General features: G+C 40.9%; 17 protein-coding genes and 2 tRNA genes. 14 read left to right on the top strand and 5 right to left on the bottom strand.

The genetic code is table 11. From position 1 onward, the window contains the following. The first annotated feature begins 138 nt into the window (after nt 1-138). The 6 genes from HEMROJRC1_RS08365 (at nt 139) to HEMROJRC1_RS08340 (ending at nt 6,138) form a co-directional block, all read left to right on the top strand. Entirely contained in the window at nt 139-402 is a 264-nt protein-coding gene (locus HEMROJRC1_RS08365; RefSeq protein WP_226692482.1) for a GrxA family glutaredoxin, read from the top strand. Nucleotides 403-600: 198 nt separating this feature from the next. After that, entirely contained in the window at nt 601-888 is a 288-nt protein-coding gene (gene citD, locus HEMROJRC1_RS08360; protein WP_226692481.1) for a citrate lyase acyl carrier protein, read from the top strand. Next, nucleotides 885-1,760, top strand: a complete 876-nt coding sequence (citE, locus tag HEMROJRC1_RS08355; RefSeq protein WP_226692480.1) for a citrate (pro-3S)-lyase subunit beta — start codon at nt 885-887, stop codon at nt 1,758-1,760. The genes citD and citE overlap by 4 nt, the downstream gene beginning before the upstream one ends. Before the next feature lie 14 nt (nt 1,761-1,774). Next, nucleotides 1,775-3,277 carry a citrate lyase subunit alpha gene (gene citF, locus HEMROJRC1_RS08350; RefSeq protein WP_226692479.1) on the top strand — a complete coding sequence of 501 codons (1,503 nt, stop codon included), beginning with the start codon at nt 1,775-1,777 and terminating at the stop codon, nt 3,275-3,277. Nucleotides 3,278-3,301: 24 nt separating this feature from the next. Beyond that, nucleotides 3,302-4,726 (top strand): triphosphoribosyl-dephospho-CoA synthase CitG, encoded by a 1,425-nt coding sequence (citG, locus tag HEMROJRC1_RS08345; protein WP_226692478.1) that lies wholly within the window; start codon nt 3,302-3,304, stop codon nt 4,724-4,726. Further along, nucleotides 4,699-6,138, top strand: coding sequence for an anion permease (locus tag HEMROJRC1_RS08340; RefSeq protein ID WP_226692477.1), 1,440 nt, complete (start codon nt 4,699-4,701; stop codon nt 6,136-6,138). Before citG ends, HEMROJRC1_RS08340 begins: the two co-directional genes overlap by 28 nt. A gap of 253 nt (nt 6,139-6,391) precedes the next feature. Here HEMROJRC1_RS08340 and manA read toward each other — a convergent pair whose 3' ends face one another. The 5 genes from manA to rsgA all read right to left on the bottom strand — a co-directional run bounded on the left by manA (nt 6,392) and on the right by rsgA (nt 11,518). After that, nucleotides 6,392-7,588 (bottom strand): mannose-6-phosphate isomerase, class I, encoded by a 1,197-nt coding sequence (gene manA, locus HEMROJRC1_RS08335; protein ID WP_226692476.1) that lies wholly within the window; start codon nt 7,586-7,588, stop codon nt 6,392-6,394. Nucleotides 7,589-7,651: 63 nt separating this feature from the next. Next, nucleotides 7,652-8,152: a PTS glucose transporter subunit IIA gene (gene crr / locus HEMROJRC1_RS08330; RefSeq protein ID WP_226692475.1), complete on the bottom strand. Its 501-nt coding sequence runs from the start codon at nt 8,150-8,152 to the stop codon at nt 7,652-7,654. A 59-nt stretch (nt 8,153-8,211) separates the two neighbouring features. Continuing rightward, nucleotides 8,212-9,939: a phosphoenolpyruvate-protein phosphotransferase PtsI gene (gene ptsI / locus HEMROJRC1_RS08325; RefSeq protein ID WP_226692474.1), complete on the bottom strand. Its 1,728-nt coding sequence runs from the start codon at nt 9,937-9,939 to the stop codon at nt 8,212-8,214. Between the two features lie 100 nt (nt 9,940-10,039). Continuing rightward, on the bottom strand, nt 10,040-10,297 hold the full coding sequence (ptsH, locus tag HEMROJRC1_RS08320; RefSeq protein ID WP_077414172.1) for a phosphocarrier protein Hpr: 258 nt from the start codon (nt 10,295-10,297) through the stop codon (nt 10,040-10,042). Between the two features lie 180 nt (nt 10,298-10,477). Next, nucleotides 10,478-11,518, bottom strand: a complete 1,041-nt coding sequence (gene rsgA, locus HEMROJRC1_RS08315) for a small ribosomal subunit biogenesis GTPase RsgA (RefSeq protein WP_226692963.1) — start codon at nt 11,516-11,518, stop codon at nt 10,478-10,480. Nucleotides 11,519-11,586: 68 nt separating this feature from the next. Here rsgA and orn point away from each other — a divergent pair, with 68 nt between their 5' ends. The 8 genes from orn to glnE all read left to right on the top strand — a co-directional run bounded on the left by orn (nt 11,587) and on the right by glnE (nt 20,284). Then, nucleotides 11,587-12,135 (top strand): oligoribonuclease, encoded by a 549-nt coding sequence (gene orn / locus HEMROJRC1_RS08310; protein WP_226692473.1) that lies wholly within the window; start codon nt 11,587-11,589, stop codon nt 12,133-12,135. A 93-nt stretch (nt 12,136-12,228) separates the two neighbouring features. Next, nucleotides 12,229-12,304, top strand: a tRNA-Gly gene (locus HEMROJRC1_RS08305). Between the two features lie 15 nt (nt 12,305-12,319). Then, nucleotides 12,320-12,395 (top strand) — tRNA-Gly (locus HEMROJRC1_RS08300). 142 nt (nt 12,396-12,537) lie between these two features. Next, nucleotides 12,538-13,014 carry a tRNA (adenosine(37)-N6)-threonylcarbamoyltransferase complex ATPase subunit type 1 TsaE gene (gene tsaE / locus HEMROJRC1_RS08295; protein WP_226692472.1) on the top strand — a complete coding sequence of 159 codons (477 nt, stop codon included), beginning with the start codon at nt 12,538-12,540 and terminating at the stop codon, nt 13,012-13,014. A gap of 7 nt (nt 13,015-13,021) precedes the next feature. Continuing rightward, nucleotides 13,022-14,503 (top strand): N-acetylmuramoyl-L-alanine amidase, encoded by a 1,482-nt coding sequence (locus HEMROJRC1_RS08290; RefSeq protein WP_226692962.1) that lies wholly within the window; start codon nt 13,022-13,024, stop codon nt 14,501-14,503. Then, nucleotides 14,503-16,401: a DNA mismatch repair endonuclease MutL gene (mutL, locus tag HEMROJRC1_RS08285; protein WP_226692471.1), complete on the top strand. Its 1,899-nt coding sequence runs from the start codon at nt 14,503-14,505 to the stop codon at nt 16,399-16,401. The genes HEMROJRC1_RS08290 and mutL overlap by 1 nt, the downstream gene beginning before the upstream one ends. Continuing rightward, entirely contained in the window at nt 16,402-17,340 is a 939-nt protein-coding gene (gene miaA / locus HEMROJRC1_RS08280; protein ID WP_226692470.1) for a tRNA (adenosine(37)-N6)-dimethylallyltransferase MiaA, read from the top strand. Nucleotide 17,341: 1 nt separating this feature from the next. Next, nucleotides 17,342-20,284, top strand: a complete 2,943-nt coding sequence (glnE, locus tag HEMROJRC1_RS08275; RefSeq protein WP_226692469.1) for a bifunctional [glutamate--ammonia ligase]-adenylyl-L-tyrosine phosphorylase/[glutamate--ammonia-ligase] adenylyltransferase — start codon at nt 17,342-17,344, stop codon at nt 20,282-20,284. Nucleotides 20,285-20,553 lie beyond the last annotated feature (269 nt).

Raw genomic sequence — 20,553 nt, 5'->3', positions numbered from 1 at the left:
GAAAAGCGTAGCAATGCAGTAGATATTTTTAAATTTAATTTACTATACCAATCACACCAATCCTGAAAAACAGTTTATGAGTAAATAAAAAAAGAGTAAAATCGGCGGGATTTTTTACATTAACAAAAAGGAAATATTATGTTTGTCGTTATTTTTGGTCGCCCGGGTTGTCCGTTTTGCGTACGTGCAAAAAATCTTGCTGAAAAATTAAAAGGTGAAGTCGCTGATTTCGATTATCGTTATGTTGATATTCACGCAGAAGGTATCACGAAAGAGGATTTATCAAAATCAGTCGGTAAACCGGTTGAAACCGTACCGCAAATCTTTATTGACGAAAAACCAATCGGTGGGTGTACCGATTTTGAAGCCCTGATGAAAGCGCAATTTGGTGTTGTTGCATAACCTAAAAATTTAATCCTTCACAAAAAGTGCGGTCAATTTTAGAGGAATTTAAAAATTTCTAAAAATTGACCGCACTTTTTTCTTAAAAACTATTTTTTGATCTATGTCACAAAAACACCTCTTTAGAGTTAGCTAGTTGAGCTGAAAATCAGTAAAATGAGGGGTGTTTTTTTATATTAACAAGTGAAGGGAATAACTATGAAGATTAATAAATCTGCGGTAGCGGGCACTCTGGAATCCAGTGATGTGTTGATTCGTATTGAACCCGCAAATTCATTAACCGTTGAAATTAACAGTTCCGTCGGAAAGCAATTTGGTGAAGCTATTGACCAAACCGTTCGTGCAACATTAACAAAATTAGGTATTACCGAAGCCCTTGTTGTCGTTGAAGACAAAGGGGCGTTGGATTGTGTATTACAAGCTCGTGTCAAAGCCGCGGCAATGCGTGCGACAGATGAACCGATTAACTGGGAGGCGTTGCTATGAAATTAAGAAGAAGTATGTTGTTTGTGCCCGGCTCTAATGCTGCGATGCTTAGTAATAGCTTTATCTACAAACCTGATTCAATTATGTTCGATTTAGAAGATGCGGTGGCATTAAAAGAAAAAGATACGGCACGTCTTCTTGTTGCTCACGCTTTGCAACATCCGCTTTATCAAGAAATCGAAACGGTGGTGCGTGTTAATCCGTTAGATTCTGAATTTGGTTTATTAGATTTAAATGCTGTGGTTCGTGCCGGTGTGGATGTAGTACGTATGCCGAAAACCGAAACCGCACAAGATGTGATTGATATGGATCGCGAAATCACTGAAATCGAAAAAGCTTGCGGGCGTGAAGTCGGCTCAACCAAAATGTTAGCGGCAATTGAATCTCCTTTAGGTATTACTCAAGCAAATCAAATCGCTACGGCATCTAAACGTTTAATCGGGATTGCTTTAGGTGCGGAAGATTATGTTCGCAACCTAAAAACCGAACGTTCTCCAGAGGGCATTGAATTATTATTCGCCCGTTGTTCTATTCTTCAAGCTGCCCGCGCAGCCGGCATTCAGGCTTTTGATACGGTTTATTCCAATGCAAACAATGAAGAAGGTTTCTTAAAAGAAGCGGCATTGATTAAACAACTCGGTTTTGACGGTAAATCCTTAATCAACCCACGACAAATCGAATTATTGCATAATTTGTTTGCACCGACTCAAAAAGATGTGGAACAAGCAAAACGTATTATTGAAGCGGCTGAAGAAGCGGAACGCCAAGGCAGCGGTGTAGTGTCATTAAACGGCAAAATGATTGATGCGCCGATTATTGATCGCGCCAAATTAGTATTAGAACGTGCTAAATCAGGCATTCGTGAAGAATAAGGGGGGCAGAAAAAATGACAACCAGAGAACAACGTATTGAAAAATTTAATGCCGGTCATGCAGTTTATCAAGCTGTGCCAAAGGCAGAATCCCTTGCCCGCACCGCTAAAGATCGTAAACTTTGCGAAAATCTTGAAGAAGCCATTAAGCGTTCGGGGCTTCAAAATGGTATGACCGTCTCTTTTCACCACGCTTTCCGCGGTGGTGACTTTGTGGTGAATATGGTGATGAATAAAATCACCGAAATGGGCTTTAAAAACTTAACTCTTGCATCAAGTTCACTGATTGACAGCCACTCACCGATTATTGAACACATTAAAAACGGTGTAGTAACAAAAATCTATTCCTCCGGCTTACGTGGCGAATTAGCCGAACAAATCTCACGTGGTTTATTAAATGAACCCGTCAATATTCATTCGCACGGCGGTCGCGTGCATTTAGTCAAATCCGGCGAACTCAAAATTGATGTCGCATTTTTAGGCGTACCTTGCTGTGATAAATTCGGTAATGCCAACGGTTTTACCGGTAAAAGTAAATGCGGTTCCTTAGGCTATGCCCGTGTGGATGCGGAATATGCCAATAAAGTCGTGTTATTAACGGAAGAATTTGCCGAGTACCCACATCACCCTATCAGTATCGGGCAAGATCAAGTGGATTTCATTGTGCAAGTCGAAGCCGTAGGTGATCCGAAAAAAATCGGTGGCGGCGCAACCCGTATGACAACTAACCCGCGCGAATTATTAATCGCCCGTAAATGTGCCGAAGTGATTTTCGGTTCAGGTTATTTTAAAGACGGGTTCTCTTTGCAAACCGGTACCGGTGGTGCCGCATTAGCCGTAACCCGTTTCTTAGAAGAAAAAATGCGCCGTGAAAATATCACTGCAGACTTTGCTCTCGGCGGTATTACCGCCAGTATGGCCGCGCTCCACGAAGCGGGGCTTATTAAAAAATTATTGGATGTGCAAAGTTTTGATGCGGTGGCGGCGGAATCTCTCGCACGTAATCCGAATCATATTGAAATTTCTGCAAATCAATATGCAAATTACAGTTCAAAAGGTGCATCCGTTGAACGTTTAGATGTGGTGATTCTTTCCGCATTAGAAATCGACACAAAATTCAACGTGAACGTATTAACCGGTTCCGACGGGGTTATTCGTGGTGCTTCCGGCGGCCACTGCGATACCGCAGCCTCCGCACAAGTTGCGATTATTGTTGCACCATTGGTTCGTGGTCGTATTCCGACTGTGGTTGAAAATGTTATCACTTGTGTTACCCCGGGTGAAAATATTGATATTCTCGTCACGGATCACGGGGTTGCAGTAAACCCTAAACGCACTGATTTAATTGAATCACTCACCCAAGCAGGTATTCCGCTATTTACTATCGAACAACTTTGTGAACGTGCTTATAGCTTAACCGGCAAGCCGAAAGAAATTGAGTTTACCGATAAGCCTGTTGCGGTAGTGCGTTATCGTGACGGTTCGGTGATTGATACGGTGTATCAGATTAAAGAATAAGATGATAAAAAGAGCGGTCAAATTTTGCAGCGTTTTTTTCAAACATTTTCGACTCAGGGTAAGGCGGTTTCCCTTGAAGCCTTACTGAATGCACGTGAAGAACGGGCATTGTTGCAACAACAGCTTTTGGCGGAATATCGTTCCCCCTTGCTTTCCGTCACCTTAACGGCGGTGGGAGAAGTGAAGAAAAATCCATTATTGGATTATGTGTTTGAAAAAGCATTAGAAAAACTGACCGCACTTTTTTCACAACGGGAATGGATTCCTAGCAAAAAAATTATTCGCCCTTTAGAAACCGGACACGAAGCCTTTTTCGTTCTACCAATCAAAGCCTGTGAATTAAAACGTGCGATGATTGAATTAGAAGACAGTATTCCCCTTGCTCGCCTGTGGGATTTAGATGTGGTGAATACGGACGGCATTTTATTAAGTCGTGCCGAGTTCGGTCTTCCGCCTCGTGCTTGTTTGATTTGTGGCGATAATGCCAAATATTGTGCACGTAGCCGTCATCATCAATCGAATGAAATCATTGCAGAAATGCAGGAGCGTGCGCAAATGCACGATTTTGCAGAACAAATCGGCTATCTTGCTTATCAAGCTTTATTGCAAGAGGCGCACTTATCGCCGAAACCGGGCTTGGTTGATGCCATAAATAATGGCGCTCACCAAGATATGAATCTGCATACCTTTAAACAAAGTGCGGTTGCTTTAAAGCCGTTTTTTGTAGAATTTCTGCTGAAGGGGATGACAACGTCAGACTTGCCGGAAAGCCAAGTGTTAGAGCAAATTCGCCCTATTGGTATTCAGGCTGAAAAGGCGATGTTCCGTGCAACCAATAATATCAACACGCATAAGGGGGCTATTTTTTCTTTTGGGCTGGTGTGTGCCGCAATCGGGCGATTAGCCGCAACACAGTCTAAATCTAATGGGATGACATTCGACATAGGCTCAATTTGTACTCTATCAGCAAAATTTGCGACAGGAATAACAAAAGAGCTTGAAGATTATCCAAAGCACTTGCCGATTACCGCCGGTGTGCGTTTATTCCGTGAACAGGGTTTAACCGGTGCACGGGGTGAGGCGGAAAGCGGTTTTCAACAAATTCAATCGTTGTTGCCGGTGTTTGATGAATACCATCAACAAGGATGGGAACACCGTTTGTTGATTGCTTTGCTGCATTTAATGGCGAAAAACCCGGATACCAATGTGGTTAATCGCGGTGGCTTGGAAGGCTTACGATTTGTGCAACAAAGTGCGGTTGATTTACTTAAAAATCAACAACTCATATTTAATAAAGCGAAACTCACACAGGCTTTATTGAAATTTGATTCCGACTGCATTGCTAAGAACTTGAGCGCAGGCGGAAGTGCTGATCTGTTAGCACTGATGATTTTCTTTTTATCATTTAGAGGTAACCCAAAATGGCATTATCCAAAAATGCAAAGTTAGTGATCTTGGCGGCAATCCCGCTGGTCACTTTTTTCTGCCCGGCACCTGAAGGGCTTTCTCTCATAGCTTGGCGTTTACTCGGCGTGTATATTGCAACCATCGTAGGTCTGGTTATCAAACCTTACGGCGAGCCTGTCATTTTATTGGCAGCAGTTGCGGTTTCCGGCGCTATCATCGGCAACACCGAAGGCGCAAACGAATTTGTGAAAGTCGGTAATATGTTGGACGGGTATAAATCCGGTACGACTTGGCTTATTTTCACTGCGTTCACGCTCAGTTCCGCATTCGTCATTACCGGTCTTGGAAAGCGTATCGCTTACCATATGATCGGCGCAATCGGTAGCACTACTCTACGTTTGGGGTATGTTACGATGTTCTTAGATCTTCTCCTGTCTCCGGCAACACCGTCCAACACCGCTCGTGCGGGTGGAATTATCTTCCCGATTATTAACAGTGTCGCCATCGCATTAGGTTCTGATCCGGAAAAAAGCCCGAAAAAAGCAGGCCGTTATTTAATGATGAACGTGTATATGGTGGTAAAAACAACCTCGTATATTTTCTTAACTGCGATGGCCCCAAATGCGCTCGCTATTTCTTTAATGGCACCGATTCTTGGCTTTGAAACAACTTGGATAAAATGGTTTTTAGCCGCCTCCGTACCGGGTCTACTCTGCTTATTCCTAATCCCTGCGATATGTTATTTTGTTTCTAAACCTGAGCTAAAACAGGTGAATAACAAAGAAATTGCCCGTAAAGGTTTAGAAGAACTAGGTCCAATGTCTTTCCGTGAAAAAGCATTAATTGCATTATTTGTCGTTGCCCTGTTCGGTTGGATCTTCTCCAGCGCACTTAACGTGAATGCCACCATCGTTGCGATAATCGTAATGGTACTTTGTATCGTTTTAAATATTGTGAGTTGGGACGACATCTTAAAAAGCAAAGGTGCGTGGAATACCTTAGTGTGGTACGGCGGTATCATCGGTATGTCAGGTTTACTTGAAAAAGCAGGTTTCTTCAAATGGTTAGCCGCAACATTGAGTGAAGTATTACAATTTGAAGGTCAAGGCGTTATAGCATTGATCGTCATTCTTACATTAAGTGTTGCAGTGCGTTACTTATTTGCTTCAGGCGGTGCGTATGTTGCTGCAATGGTACCGGTATTTGCAACGATTGGACACGTTGCAGGCGCACCTGCCGAATTATTGGCATTCGGACTTTTATTTGCCAACTCATACGGCGGTTCTGTAACTCATTACGGTGGTGGCCCCGGCCCAATCACCTTTGGTGCCGGCTATAACGATATTAAATCTTGGTGGACTGCCGGTGCGATTATTGCCTTCGGTAGCCTCATCATTCATTTGACTATCGGTATGGCGTGGTGGGAATTATTAATAGGCTTAGGCTGGTTATAATCCTTACCTAAAAACAAAAAGTGAAAAAGTGCGGTTAATTTCAACCGCACTTTTGCATTTAATAGGTATTATGTATCAGTGGCACAAAGTGAATTTTATATCCAATATTTATCGGGAATAGGGTGCATTAAGCTTTGCGTAACGCACCATTTCATCATTAAACCCTCTATCGGTGCGTTACGGCTTCGCCTAAGCGCACCCTACGATGTTTTATAATACCGCAACCCCCTTCACAAGACACAAATTTCAAAAACTAAGGTAGTTCCGCCAATACCGAATAGCCGTTCTCTAAGCCTTCAACTTCATAAAAAATATTTGCTGTAATAAAAGCCGATTCACCCTGTTTAAGAAAAAGTGCGGTCGTTTCCGAACGTAAATTGACTTGTCCTTTCATCACCATAAAAATTCCGGCACTTTGGCTTTTTAACTGATGACTTTCACCACATTCATACTGAATATTTTGCAAGGCGAAATCCTTTGCCGGAGTCGGATAAATAAACACACGCGTATCATTTGGTGCCGGAGAAATAATTTGAGGCTCAACCTCTCGACAATCTACTACTTTCAGTAATTCGGGAATATTCACATATTTTGGTGTTAGCCCTCCCCGAATCACATTATCGGAACACGCCATCAACTCAATATTTTGCCCTCGCAAATAAGCATGAGGAATACCCGCATCTTGATAAATCCCCTCTCCTTTTTTGATATGTACAATGTTGAACAAATAAAAACACACCAAACCGGGATCTAATTTATCTAAAGCAATTTCCATCGTTTCCAAAGTGTATAGTAGCCAGTAATCAGGATTACTGAGTTCTAATTCATTGGCAATATAAGCGGATTTCTTTTCTTCAATAATTGGGGCAAGCCATTGATACAAATGTGCTTGTTCCGCTTGCATAATATCGGCATAAAACGTATGCAAATCCTGCGTATTTAATTTTTCGGCTAAAGGTGCAAGAGACGCTCGACTTTTCAACGTTGCTAAGATTTTATCTTTCGTTTTAAATCCGTGTAGCAACCAAAAATCAGATAAGGCGATCATCATTTCGGGCTTGTGATTATTATCCTTATAAGTTCGTTTCGGATCTTTTAAACTAATGCCCTTTACATTCTCCTCCGCAAAACCGATTTCAGCTTGTCGTTTGGTTGGATGAAGCTGAATGGAGAGCGGTTTTGCTACATCAAGAATTTTCAATAAATACGGCAATTCATCACCAAAATTTTCTCGGCTTTTTTCACCAAGTGCGGTCGGATTTTGCTGTAAAAATTCATTGAGCGGTAATATTTTTCCGTTAACCTCTATCATTGAAGGCGAAGAAATGTGTGCGCCAAGCCACCACTCGGCATAATATTCATTTTCTTTTGGGATATTTAATAATTGCGGAATGTAATTATGACCGCCCCAAACATAATGCTGGAGTGTGCCGGTAAGTTTATAAATCATTGTTTTTCTCTCAATCTAAATAAAAAATCCGCACAACGGCGGATTTTTAAACTTCATACGAAATTATTTTTTAAGGGTTAACACGACTGACTCGCCTGCGACAACTTCACCTGCTTTTTTGTCAATGCTTGAGATTTCGTCCATATTAGAAATCACAACCGGAGTTAATACTGACTTGGCTTTTGCCTCAAGCAACTCAAGATCAAACTCAATCACAGTTTCACCACGTTTTACAGATTGTCCTTCTTGAGCAATGCGTGTAAAACCTTCACCTTTTAATTCAACCGTATCAATACCAAAGTGAACGAATAACTCAACGCCTTCTTTTGATTCCATTGAAAATGCGTGGTTGGTTTCAAAAATCTTACCGACTACGCCGTCAATCGGGGCAACAATCTTGTTACCTGTTGGACGAATAGCGATACCATCACCAACGATTTTCTCAGAAAACACGACATCAGGTACATCTTCGATATTTACGATTTCACCGGAAAGCGGTGCATAAATTTCGACTTCTACCGATTTATTTTCTTTAGAGCCGAACAGTTTGTCAAATAAGCCCATTTTAATCTCCTATCCATTTAACGCGACTAATATTCTAGCCTAAAATGTTGATCTTGTATCTAATTTAGTGCTTTTTCTACCAAAAATTCTTCAATTAACCGCTCAATTTCTACCGCAGTCGGTTTCTGTAATGCTTTTTCCGCAAGGATTTTAGCATCTTGGAAATTGACATTACGGATTAATTTTTTAATGCGGGGCACGGAAATCGCACTCATACTAAACTCGTCTAGACCCATACCTAATAATAACAATGTCGCACGCTCATCACCTGCTAACTCACCACACATCCCTGTCCATTTTCCTTCCGCATGAGAGGCATCAATCACTTGTTTAATTAAACCCAGTACAGAAGGCTGCATTGGATTATAGAGATGAGAAATAAGCTCATTGCCACGATCAACCGCTAAAGTATATTGGGTTAAGTCATTCGTACCGATACTGAAGAAATCAACTTCTTTCGCTAAGAATCTCGCATTTACTGCGGCAGATGGTGTTTCCACCATTACACCGATTTGAATATCCTCATCGAAAGCCTTGCCTTCTGTACGTAATTCTGCTTTTAACGTTTCAATCACGGATTTTAATTCACGGATTTCTTCCACGGAAATAATCATCGGGAACATAACGGCAAGCTTACCAAACGCAGAAGCACGTAATACGGCACGCAATTGCGCATGAAGAATTTCGCGACGATCAAGTGCAATACGAACCGCACGCCAACCCAAAAACGGATTCATTTCTTTCGGTAAATCTAAGTATGGTAAATCTTTGTCGCCGCCGATATCCATCGTACGAAGCACAACCAAACGCCCGGCCATTGCTTCCACAACTTCTTTGTAGGCAATAAATTGTTCTTCTTCCGTTGGAAGTTGATCTCGATCCATAAAGAGAAATTCGGTACGATACAAACCCACACCTTCGGCGCCATTACGGTTAGCTCCGTCACAATCACGAATCGTGCCGATATTGGCAACCACTTCAACTCTATGACCATCTAAAGTAACCGCAGGAAGATCTTTTAATTTTGCTAATTCCGCTTTCTCTTCCGCTAATTTTGCTGCCAGCGCTTTCGATTCATCAATTTGAGCTTGAGTCGGATTGACATAAACTTTGTTATTTACCGCATCAAGAATTAAAAAATCACCGGTATTGACTTGTTCGGTTACATTGTTAGTACCAACAATTGCCGGTAACTCCAATGAACGTGCCATAATTGAAGTGTGCGAGGTACGACCACCGATATCGGTAATAAACCCGAGAACTTTTTCAAGATTTAATTGCGCCGTTTCGGAAGGCGTCAAATCGTAAGCCACAAGAATGGATTCTTCACTAATATCACCAAGATCGACAATGTGCATTCCTAGGATATTTTTGATTAACCGATTACCGATATCACGAATATCACCGGCACGCTCTTTTAAATATTCGTCATCAATTTCTGACAACATCGCAACTTGTTGATCAATAATTTTGCTTGCTGCGACACCAGCATTTACTTTATTTGAGCGCAAATAATCAAGAATTTCTTCTTCTAATTCTTCATCTTCAAGAATCATTAAATGACCTTCAAAAATCGCTGCCTTTTCTTCACCTAACGAAGCAAGTGCGCGATCTTTGATTGAATTAAGCTGCTCAACGGCGGCATTGCGACCTTCGTAAAAACGTGCAACTTCCGCTTCAATTTGTTCATCTGTAATTTTTGTCGTATCAAGAATAATCTTTTCTTCTTTAAGAACTAACGCCTTACCAAAAACAATGCCTGGGGACGCCGGAATACCTGAAATCATATTCACCTTCCAAATTAATAGGGGTTAAATAAAACAATAGCCACAAAATACCGTAATTACCGGAGTAAATTAAAAACGGATTTCATGGCTATGCTCAAAATTATTCTAAAGTCGGGATTAGCGCCACTAAATGTTCAACGGCTTGTTGCTCATCTTCACCTTCGGCAGAGATGGTAATGACCGTTCCTTGTGTTAAACCTAAAGTTTGTAATTTGAACAAACTTTTTGCACTTGCGCTTTTCCCTGCGGATGTCACAGTGATATCTGAAGCAAAAGCTTTCGCTTCTTTTACGAATTGCGCAGCAGGACGAGTGTGCAAACCGTTAGGCGCTGTGATTTCTACATCTTTTGAGAACATAATGTTACCTCTATTTAGTCATTGTTTAACTTAAAAACAGTTAGATTCAAAAAATCCGCCATAGTATCCTTGTTAAAAACTAAATAATCAAGAATAAAGGTAAAAAAACTTGAGATAAGTCATAAAAAAACACGAATTTTTCCTATGTTTGATTAAATATTATCCTTAGTTTTTCTAGCTCTAACCTATTGAAAAATGTCGCTGCGACTTAGTTTCCGCCAGGCTTGCAATAAGCTTATGATAATTATCGTAACGAATCGGTGAAATTCGTCCTGCTTCGACCGCCTCACGCAGTGCGCAACCGGGATCGTTTAAATGTTTACAATCACGGAATTTACAGGTTCCCAACACATATTGAAATTCACGATATCCCCTAGTGATCTGATCTGCTTCTAGATGCCATAAACCGAATTCTCTAATCCCGGGTGAATCAATAAGATTTCCGCCTTGTGGTAAATGATAGAGCCTTGATGAGGTTGTCGTGTGCTGACCTAACCCTGAGGTTTCACTCACTGCCCCGACTTGTGCATTCACCGTCGGCAAAATATGGTTAATTAAACTGGATTTTCCGACTCCGGACTGCCCAACAAAAATCGAGGTTCCGTCACTTAAAAGTGCGGTCAGTTTTTCCATATTTTTACCGTTTTGCGCAGAAATTATGAGCGTTTGATAACCAATATTACGGTAAATTTGTAACTGCGTTTCAACTTCTTTTTCTTGTTTCTCAGAAAGCAGATCGCCTTTATTAACCACAATAATCGGCTCAATTCCGGCGGTTTCACACACCACGAGATAACGATCAATAATATTTAAAGAAAGTTCAGGCAATACGGCTGAGACGATAATAATCCTGTCAATATTCGCAGCAATCGGCTTTAAACCGTCATAATAATCCGGGCGGGCAATTTCATTTACACGCGGATGAATGGCTTCTATTACACCGCTTACGCCTTGTAATTGTTCATTCCCTTTTCGCCAAATGACTTTATCGCCGACTACCAAACTTGAAAGCGTACGGCGCAAATTACAACGATAAATCTCACCTTGATCGTCCTCCACATCTGCATGTGCGGAATAACGCGTAACCACAACGCCATCTTGTGATTCCCCCAACATTTCATCTTGCCATTCGATTTCTTTTTTCTTGTGGCGGTAAAGTGTGCGGGCATTATTCGATTCAATGCGACGGGCTTGATTTTGAGTGAGTTTACGTTTAGCCATAAAAGTGCGGTCGTTTTTATCGTAATTTTGATAGAATGGAAAAAATTTCACATAGGATACCTTATATTATGCAATTAAATAAACAAAATCTGATTTGGATTGATTTGGAAATGACAGGGTTAGATCCCGAAAAAGAACGTATTATTGAAATCGCCACCGTCGTTACGGATAAAAATCTCAATATTCTTGCAGAAGGCCCGGTGCTTGCAATACATCAAAGTAATGAATTATTGGAAAGAATGTCGGATTGGTGCATAAAAACCCATACGGCAAACGGCTTGGTCGAGCGTGTAAAAACAAGCAAATTAACCGAACGAGCGGCAGAATTACAAACGCTGGATTTCTTAAAACGCTGGGTGCCTAAAGGTGCTTCTCCTATTTGTGGCAATAGCATCGCACAAGATAAACGCTTTCTCTACAAATATATGCCGGATTTAGCGGATTATTTTCACTACCGTCATTTAGATGTCAGCACCCTAAAGGAGTTAGCAACCCGCTGGAAGCCTGAGATTTTAGAGGGTTTCAAAAAAGGTAATACACATTTGGCATTGGATGATATTCACGAGTCAATTAAAGAATTGGCTTATTATCGTGACCATTTCATCAAATTAGATTGATGAAAACTTGGTCAAGTAATGATTTTCGCCGAATTTGCGCTTGCAACAGCTAAAAATATTCGTATAATGCCACTCCGTTCAATGATGTGAATTGCGGGAATAGCTCAGTTGGTAGAGCACGACCTTGCCAAGGTCGGGGTCGCGAGTTCGAGCCTCGTTTCCCGCTCCAATTTTCACGTTCTCTGCGGGAATAGCTCAGTTGGTAGAGCACAACCTTGCCAAGGTTGGGGTCGCGAGTTCGAGCCTCGTTTCCCGCTCCAAATTCCAATCCGTTGCGAAAAGCAGCGGATTTTTTATACGTCAAATAATTTCCGATGAATACCTCCTCACTTTCAAAATATCCTTAAAGAAAGAAGAAAAGTGCGGTAGAATTTCAAATTATTTTGACCTCAATAAATCATAATGAACACAATCGAATTAACCCGATATATTCCTGATGAAGCGACAATGCTCCGCTTTGGTAAAAAATTAGCGGAAACCATCATGCAATGCCAAGCCGAACGTGCCGTCATTTTATATTTCAATGGTGATTTAGGCGCAGGAAAAACGACGCTTACCCGTGGTATGGTGCAAGGTTTGGGACATAAAGGCAATGTAAAAAGTCCGACTTATACGTTAGTGGAAGAATACAATATTGCGGGTAAAATGATCTATCACTTTGACTTGTATCGCCTTGCTGATCCTGAAGAACTGGAATTTATGGGAATTCGTGATTACTTCGACAAAGATTCGATTTGCCTGATTGAATGGGCTGAAAAAGGCGAAGGTATTCTTCCGTCGGCTGATTTATTGGTGAATATTGATTACTACGATGACGCACGAAATATTACCTTAACGGCTCAAAATATTTTAGGCGAACAAATTATTCAGCAACTATAATTTAATGATGAAAACCAAATTTTCGTTTCTTTTAGGAATATTATCTCTCTTTTGTTCAACGGTTTTCGCTGCACAATGGACAATTGCGATCGATCCCGGTCATGGCGGCAAAGATCCCGGTGCTATCGGACGTAATCTCGGCATTTATGAAAAGAATGTAACCCTATCTATTGCACGTGAGCTCAAAACGTTACTTGATAAAGATCCGAATTTTCGCGGCGTATTAACCCGCAACGGCGATTATTATATCTCTGTGCCGGAACGCTCGGAAATCGCCCGCAAATTCAAAGCCAATTATTTAGTTTCTATTCATGCGGATTCTTCATTAAATCCAAATCAACGGGGAGCCTCCGTCTGGGTACTTTCAAATCGCCGCGCTAATGACGAAATGGGACAATGGTTGGAAGATGATGAAAAACGTTCCGAATTATTAGGCGGCGCGGGAAAAATGCTTTCTCATAATCACGACAAATATTTAGATCAAACCGTGCTGGATCTCCAATTCGGTCATAGCCAACGTACGGGTTATGAAATCGGCAAAAGTATTTTAAGACGTTTTGCGAAAGTTACCACATTAAGTCGCAATACGCCTCAACACGCAAGCCTTGGCGTGCTACGCTCACCGGATATTCCTTCCGTTTTGGTAGAAACCGGTTTTCTTTCCAATACTGAAGAAGAACAAAAACTCAATTCTCCGCTCTATCGCCGCCGTATTGCTTATATGATTTACGAGGGATTGGTGGCATACCGTAACGGTAACTTGAAATCGATTGTCGCATTTGAAAGTGACAACAAAGAAAACACGGGTAAAAATGACCGCACTTTGGCAAAATCCGGTACGATTCATCACAAAGTAAAAAGCGGTGAAAGCCTTGGTAGCCTTGCCAATAAATATAATGTAAAAATTGCCGATATCGTCTCGCTCAACAATTTAAAGCGTAGAGAGCTATGGATAGGCGAAACCATTAAAATTCCGAATAGCGGAAAAAGTAAAAAAACCGAAAACACGACGGAAGAAAAAAAATCAAAGGTTGAAAATGTCGAGAAAAATGACCGCACTTCAGAAGTCAAAGACAGCGGCGTTCGCCATAAAGTAAAAAAAGGTGAAAGTATCGGCAGTCTTGCCAATAAATATGACGTGAAAGTCGCAGATATTATTTCCCTTAATAAACTCAAGCGCAAAGAGTTGTGGATTGGCGAAACGGTGAAAATTCCTGACAATGGGAAAGCAAAAATTGTAGAAGCGAAAAAAGCCGAAAAATCGGTTTCCGAAAAAGCAAAATCAGCCGATAAAAACAAGGAGAAAGCGAAGAAAAGCGAAACTAAAAAAGCTGAAATCCCGCTTTATCATACAATTAAAAAGGATCAGACCATTTATGCGGTTTCTCGAGAATACAACATTCCGGTGAACCAAATTTTGAAACTCAATCCGAAATTAAAAGACGGTAAAGTATTTACCGGACAGAAAATAAAATTAAGAGAAAAATAATGGCGATTAAAATTCTTTCCCCACAACTTGCTAACCAAATTGCCGCCGGTGAAGTGGTCGAACGCCCAGCCTCCGTGGTGAAAGAATTGGTGGAAAACAGCCTTGATGCCGGCGCAAACAAAATTCAGGTGGATATTGAAAACGGTGGCGCCAGCCTTATCCGTATTCGGGATAACGGCAGCGGTATTCCAAAAGCGGAATTAAATTTGGCATTGGCTCGTCACGCAACCAGTAAAATCGCTGATTTAGACGATCTTGAATCTATTTTAAGTCTTGGCTTTCGTGGCGAAGCGTTGGCAAGTATCAGTTCAGTTTCACGTTTAACGCTCACTTCACGCACGGCAGAGCAATCTGAGGCTTGGCAAGTGTATGCGCAAGGGCGGGATATGGAGACTACCATAAGACCCGCTTCCCACCCTGTCGGCACAACGGTAGAAGTCGCCAATTTATTCTTCAATACACCAGCAAGACGTAAATTCCTACGCACGGATAAAACCGAATTTGCGCATATTGATGAAGTGATTCGCCGTATTGCCTTAGCCAAATTCAATATTGCCTTCACGCTTACACACAACGGAAAACTTATTCGTCAGTATCGTCCGGCCATTGATTTAGAGCAGCAACTTAAACGGGTTGCCACAATTTGCGGCGATGATTTTGTCAAAAATGCCTTACGTATTGATTGGAAACATAATGATTTACACCTTTCCGGTTGGGTGGCTACGCCGAATTTCAGCCGAACACAAAACGATTTGAGTTATTGTTATATCAACGGACGAATGGTTCGTGATAAAGTTATCACTCACGCCATTCGTCAGGCTTATGCAGAGCATTTGACTAGTGAAAACTACCCCGCATTTGTCTTATTTATCGATCTCAACCCCCACGAAGTCGATGTAAACGTTCACCCGACAAAACACGAGGTTCGTTTTCATCAGCAACGCCTTATTCATGATTTCATTTATGAAGGGATAAGCAATGCGCTAAATAGCCGCTTAGCTATTCAACCACCAACCGTTCAGGAAAGTGCGGTTAAAAATACACAAGAAAATGAAATACGTGAGCCATTACCGAACTATACCGCCTCTTGGAGTAATAAACCTAATCGAGCGGCAGCAGGTCAAAATACCTTTGCATCTGCTGATTTCAACAAAAATTTACCGCAAAATCGACCGCACTTTTCGACAGACGGAGCCTCTTCCCGTCCTTCTCATCAAGGCTATCCTGAGTATAGGGAAAAGTATCGGGAAAATTATCGTTCGGAACAACCGACTAAAACCGAGCAAAAGCTGTATGGCGAGTTATTACGTACGCCGCAAAATAATGACACCACGGTAATACAAACCACTACGCCAATCGAAATTAGTGAAAACCCATCACACTTGCGAGCCTTATCATTAATTGACAACTGTGCACTTTTATTACAACAAAATCAAAAGCATTTCTTGCTTTCGCTGGAAAAATTACAACATTTGCAATGGAAACTGGCATTGCAACAAACACAGATAGCCCAACAACCACTATTAATTCCGATTGTTTTTCGTTTAACGGAAAACCAATTTAATCAATGGGAAGCACAAGCCGAAGATTTCGCACAAGCCGGTTTTGAATTTATCGCAAACAAAGCTCAGCTTAGGCTAACATTAAATCACGTTCCAAGTCTGTTACGTACACAAAACTTACAAAAATGCGTCATGGCAATGTTAAGCCGACAAGAAAATTCAACGCCGTTTTTAACCGCACTTTGCGGACAATTAGAAACCAAAACATTTAGCGTATTTGCCGATGCCGTTAAATTTTTGAGTGATACGGAACAACTTCTTAACAATACAAACAGAGATGAATTTAACCGATTACTTAAATCCATTAACTGGCAACCTTTATTGGACGAATTATAAATGAAACCGACCGCGATTTTTTTAATGGGGCCGACCGCTTCCGGAAAAACCGATTTAGCCATTCAGCTTCGCCAACAGTTTCCGGTGGAAGTGATCAGTGTAGATTCCGCATTAATTTACAAAGGTATGGATATTGGTACGGCAAAGCCATCAAAAGAAGAACTGGCTTTAGCTCCTCATAGACTGATTGATATTTTAGATCCGTCAGAAAGTTATTCCGCAATGAATTTTCGTGACGATGCATTGCGTGAAATGGCAGATATTACGGCACAAGGGAAAATTCCATTATTGGTCGGCGGTACAATGCTCTATTACAAAGCGTTAATTGAAGGGCTTTCCCCTTTACCCTCCGCTGATGAATCTATTCGAGCCGACATTGAGCAAAAAGCCGAACGGCAAGGTTGGGCGACATTGCATCAAGAACTGACCAAAATTGATCCGACCTCAGCGCAACGTATTAACCCTAATGATTCCCAACGCATTAATCGCGCTTTAGAAGTGTTTTATATTACGGGAAAAACGCTTACGGAACTCACCGAACAAAAAGGAGATGCCCTACCATACAATGTCTTGCAATTTGCCATCTCTCCGCAAGATCGCCACGTGTTGCACCATCGTATTGAGCAACGTTTTCATAAAATGCTCCAACTTGGTTTCCAAGAAGAAGTTGAAAAACTTTATGCAAGAGAAGATTTAAACATCAATTTACCTTCTATTCGCTGTGTAGGCTATCGCCAAATGTGGGAATATTTACAAGGTGATTACGATCACGATGAAATGGTTTTCCGTGGCATTTGCGCCACCCGCCAACTTGCCAAACGCCAAATAACTTGGCTGCGCGGTTGGAAAACACCACTTCAATGGTTAGATAGTTTGCAGCCTGAACAAGCCAAAGAGACGATATTCCGCTTGTTAGATTCACTAAAAAAAGACAAATAAAATGACCGCACTTTTCCCTTTGATCGAACAAAAACTTAACACCCTTGGCGCAACTTTATGCCAATCCTTTCCGGAAATCGATCCTAATCGGCTAGCTCTAACAATCCAACAGCATTACAAAGATAAAAACCATCCAATCGGGCGGTTAGGTTATGCCGTAGGTATGTCAGATTTTGTGGAAAAAGTCTTACAAAAACAACCGCACTTACTCGCACAATGGTGGGAAAAAAGTCCCGAATTTTCTGATTGTGATCAATACGCGGAACGTTTAAATACACAGTTATCCGGCATCTCTGACGAAGCTACGTTTTATAGCACGCTGCGTCTCTTCCGTCACATCGAAATGGCAAAGTTAAGCTTTTGCCAAAGCCTTAATCTTGCGGGTGTAGAACAAATTTTTATCCGTCTTTCGCAACTGGCGGAAAGCCTTATTATTAGCGCACTCGATTGGCTTTATCGCCGAGCCTGCGCTGAAATGGGTACACCTCTTGATGAACAAGGCAATCCACAGCAACTCTATATTCTTGGAATGGGAAAATTGGGAGGGTTTGAACTTAATTTTTCTTCTGATATTGATCTCATTTTTACTTATCCTTCTCAAGGTGAAACCGATATCACAGGTACAAATGCACGAAGAAGCGTAGATAATACAAAATTTTTTACCAGACTGGGGCAGCGCTTAATCAACGCATTAAATGATTTTACTTCCGATGGTTTCGTGTATCGTACCGATATGCGTTTGCGACCATTCGGAGAAAGCGGTGCTTTGGTACTCAGTTTTGCAGCAATGGAGCAATATTATCAAGATCAAGGGCGTGATTGGGAGCGGTACGCTATGATTAAAGGGCGTATCTTAGGCATACAAGATAACGATCCTCATATCGCATACTTGCAAAAAATGCTGCGCCCTTTTGTTTACCGCCGTTATATTGATTTCAGCGCAATCCAATCACTGCGCGAAATGAAAAGTAAAATTGAACGCGAAGTTCGCCGCCGAGGGCTTAAAGATAATATAAAACTTGGTGCAGGCGGAATCCGTGAAATCGAATTTATCGTGCAAGTGTTTCAGCTCATTCGCGGTGGGCGAGAAATTAGCTTACAGCAACATTGCTTGCTCAATCTACTACCGAAAATAACAAAACTTGGGCTGATTACCCAAAAACAATGCCAATCATTACATGAAAGCTATCTTTTTTTACGAAGAGTCGAAAATGTCTTGCAGGCAATAAATGATCAACAAACCCAAACTTTACCTACGGATGATATTGACCGACTACGTTTAATTGAAGCTTGCCGCCATTTCACTTGCCTAAATGAGCAAGAGGAGATCATTGACATAACTTACCCAATTAAAAATTGGAAAGATTTTTACCGCACTTTACAACAACATCAAGAAAATGTGAGATTAGTTTTTAATCAGCTCATTGGTGATACGAAAGAAGAAAGCGCGGAAAAAGAGAATCAGTGGCTGGATTTTCTTGAAGCGGATTTTGACGAAATTGAACAAATGTTACAAGAAACGAAAGTTCAAGCAGATCATATTGATGAAATATTAAATAAGTTAAAACAATTCAAGGAAAATTTAAATCGTCGGATTATTGGTCATCGTGGGCGGGAAGTACTAGGGCGACTCATGCCTTCTGTTTTTTCCTTAATTTTTAAACAAGAAAATCACCGCACTTTACTGCCTCGAATTTTACATCTTATTGAGAAAATTTCCAGCCGAACAACTTATTTAGAATTATTACTGGAAAACCCCCAATCACTACAACAACTGATCGAACTTTGTGCACAATCTCAGCTTATAGCCGACCAACTGGCTGAACATCCGATTTTACTTGATGAACTGCTCAATATAGAAAATTTACGTCATCCTCTTCCTTTCACCCGGTATCCCGATGAACTTCAACAATATTTGCTACGCTTACCGCAAGATGATGAAGAGCAATTCATTGATGCATTGCGCCAATTCAAAAAAGCTACGTTATTACGCATAGCTGCAGCAGATATTTTAGACGCACTACCGACAATGAAAGTTAGTGATCATTTAACTTATTTGGCTGAAACAATCGTTGATGCCGTTGTTAATTTGGCTTGGAAACAGGTTTCGGCACGCTTTGGCACTCCGCAACATTTACAAAATAATGAAAAAGGATTTTTAGTTATCGGCTATGGGAAACTGGGGGGAATTGAATTAGGCTATAAATCTGATCTCGATTTAGTGTTTCTTTATAACGCAGTAGAAGGTGAAACTATCGGAGGTAAAAAAGTGATTGATAACAATCAATTTTATCTTCGATTATCACAGAAAATTGTCAGTATTTTCAGCCTCAATACAAGTGCGGGCGTACTTTATGATGTAGATATGCGCTTACGCCCCTCAGGTGATGCCGGCTTACTGGGCTGTTCGATTTCCGCATTTGAAAGCTATCAACTTAACGAGGCTTGGACATGGGAAAAACAAGCATTGGTAAGAAGCCGTCCCGTTTTTGGTGAACAAGCATTACGCCAAAAATTTGAAAACATTCGCCGACTCGTTCTCTCCGCCCCTCGAGATATTAATAAACTAAAAATGGAAGTCGTAGAAATGCGGGAAAAAATGCTTACGCATTTCTCACATTCTCAAAAGACAAAATTTAATCTAAAAACCGATCGTGGCGGTATAACGGATATTGAATTTATTGCTCAGTATCTTATGCTTGCCAATGCACCACAGAATGTAACCCTCACAAGATGGTCAGATAATGTCAGAATTTTTGATTCAATGGCTGAAATCAATATTATTAGTTGGAGTGACTGCGAAAAGCTAAAGCAATGCTATATTAAGTTACGTAATACAATACATCATTTGAATTTACTGGGTAATCCTTCCCTAGTTCCTGATAATGAATTTGTAGAAGAGAGAAAATTTATAAAAGAGTTTTGGAAAAAGTTATTTAATTGATAGAACTCTGATTTATCTTTTTTAATTTATATCTTACAGAAAAAATAATACCAGTTTTTCAAATTGCTCTAAGTCTAGGCATAATAAACAAAATGGTTGATATTTTCGGTATTATGTAGCACTTGAGTAAAAATTAAAACCACTAAATAATAGCTAAGCTCCCCATAACAAAGATTAGGGGACTTTTATATGTCTGAACAGAGACTAATCATCCAACTAAAGAAAGAAATAGAAAGTGCTTATAAAGAAAAAGCCTACCGTTATCGGCA

Origin of the sequence: Rodentibacter sp. JRC1, from assembly GCF_020521555.1 — a bacterium.
In the GTDB taxonomy this organism is placed as follows: Bacteria; Pseudomonadota; Gammaproteobacteria; order Enterobacterales; family Pasteurellaceae; genus Rodentibacter; species Rodentibacter abscessus.
The sequence above is the reverse complement of the archived record's forward strand: the minus strand, read 5'-3'. Positions and strand labels throughout refer to the sequence as shown.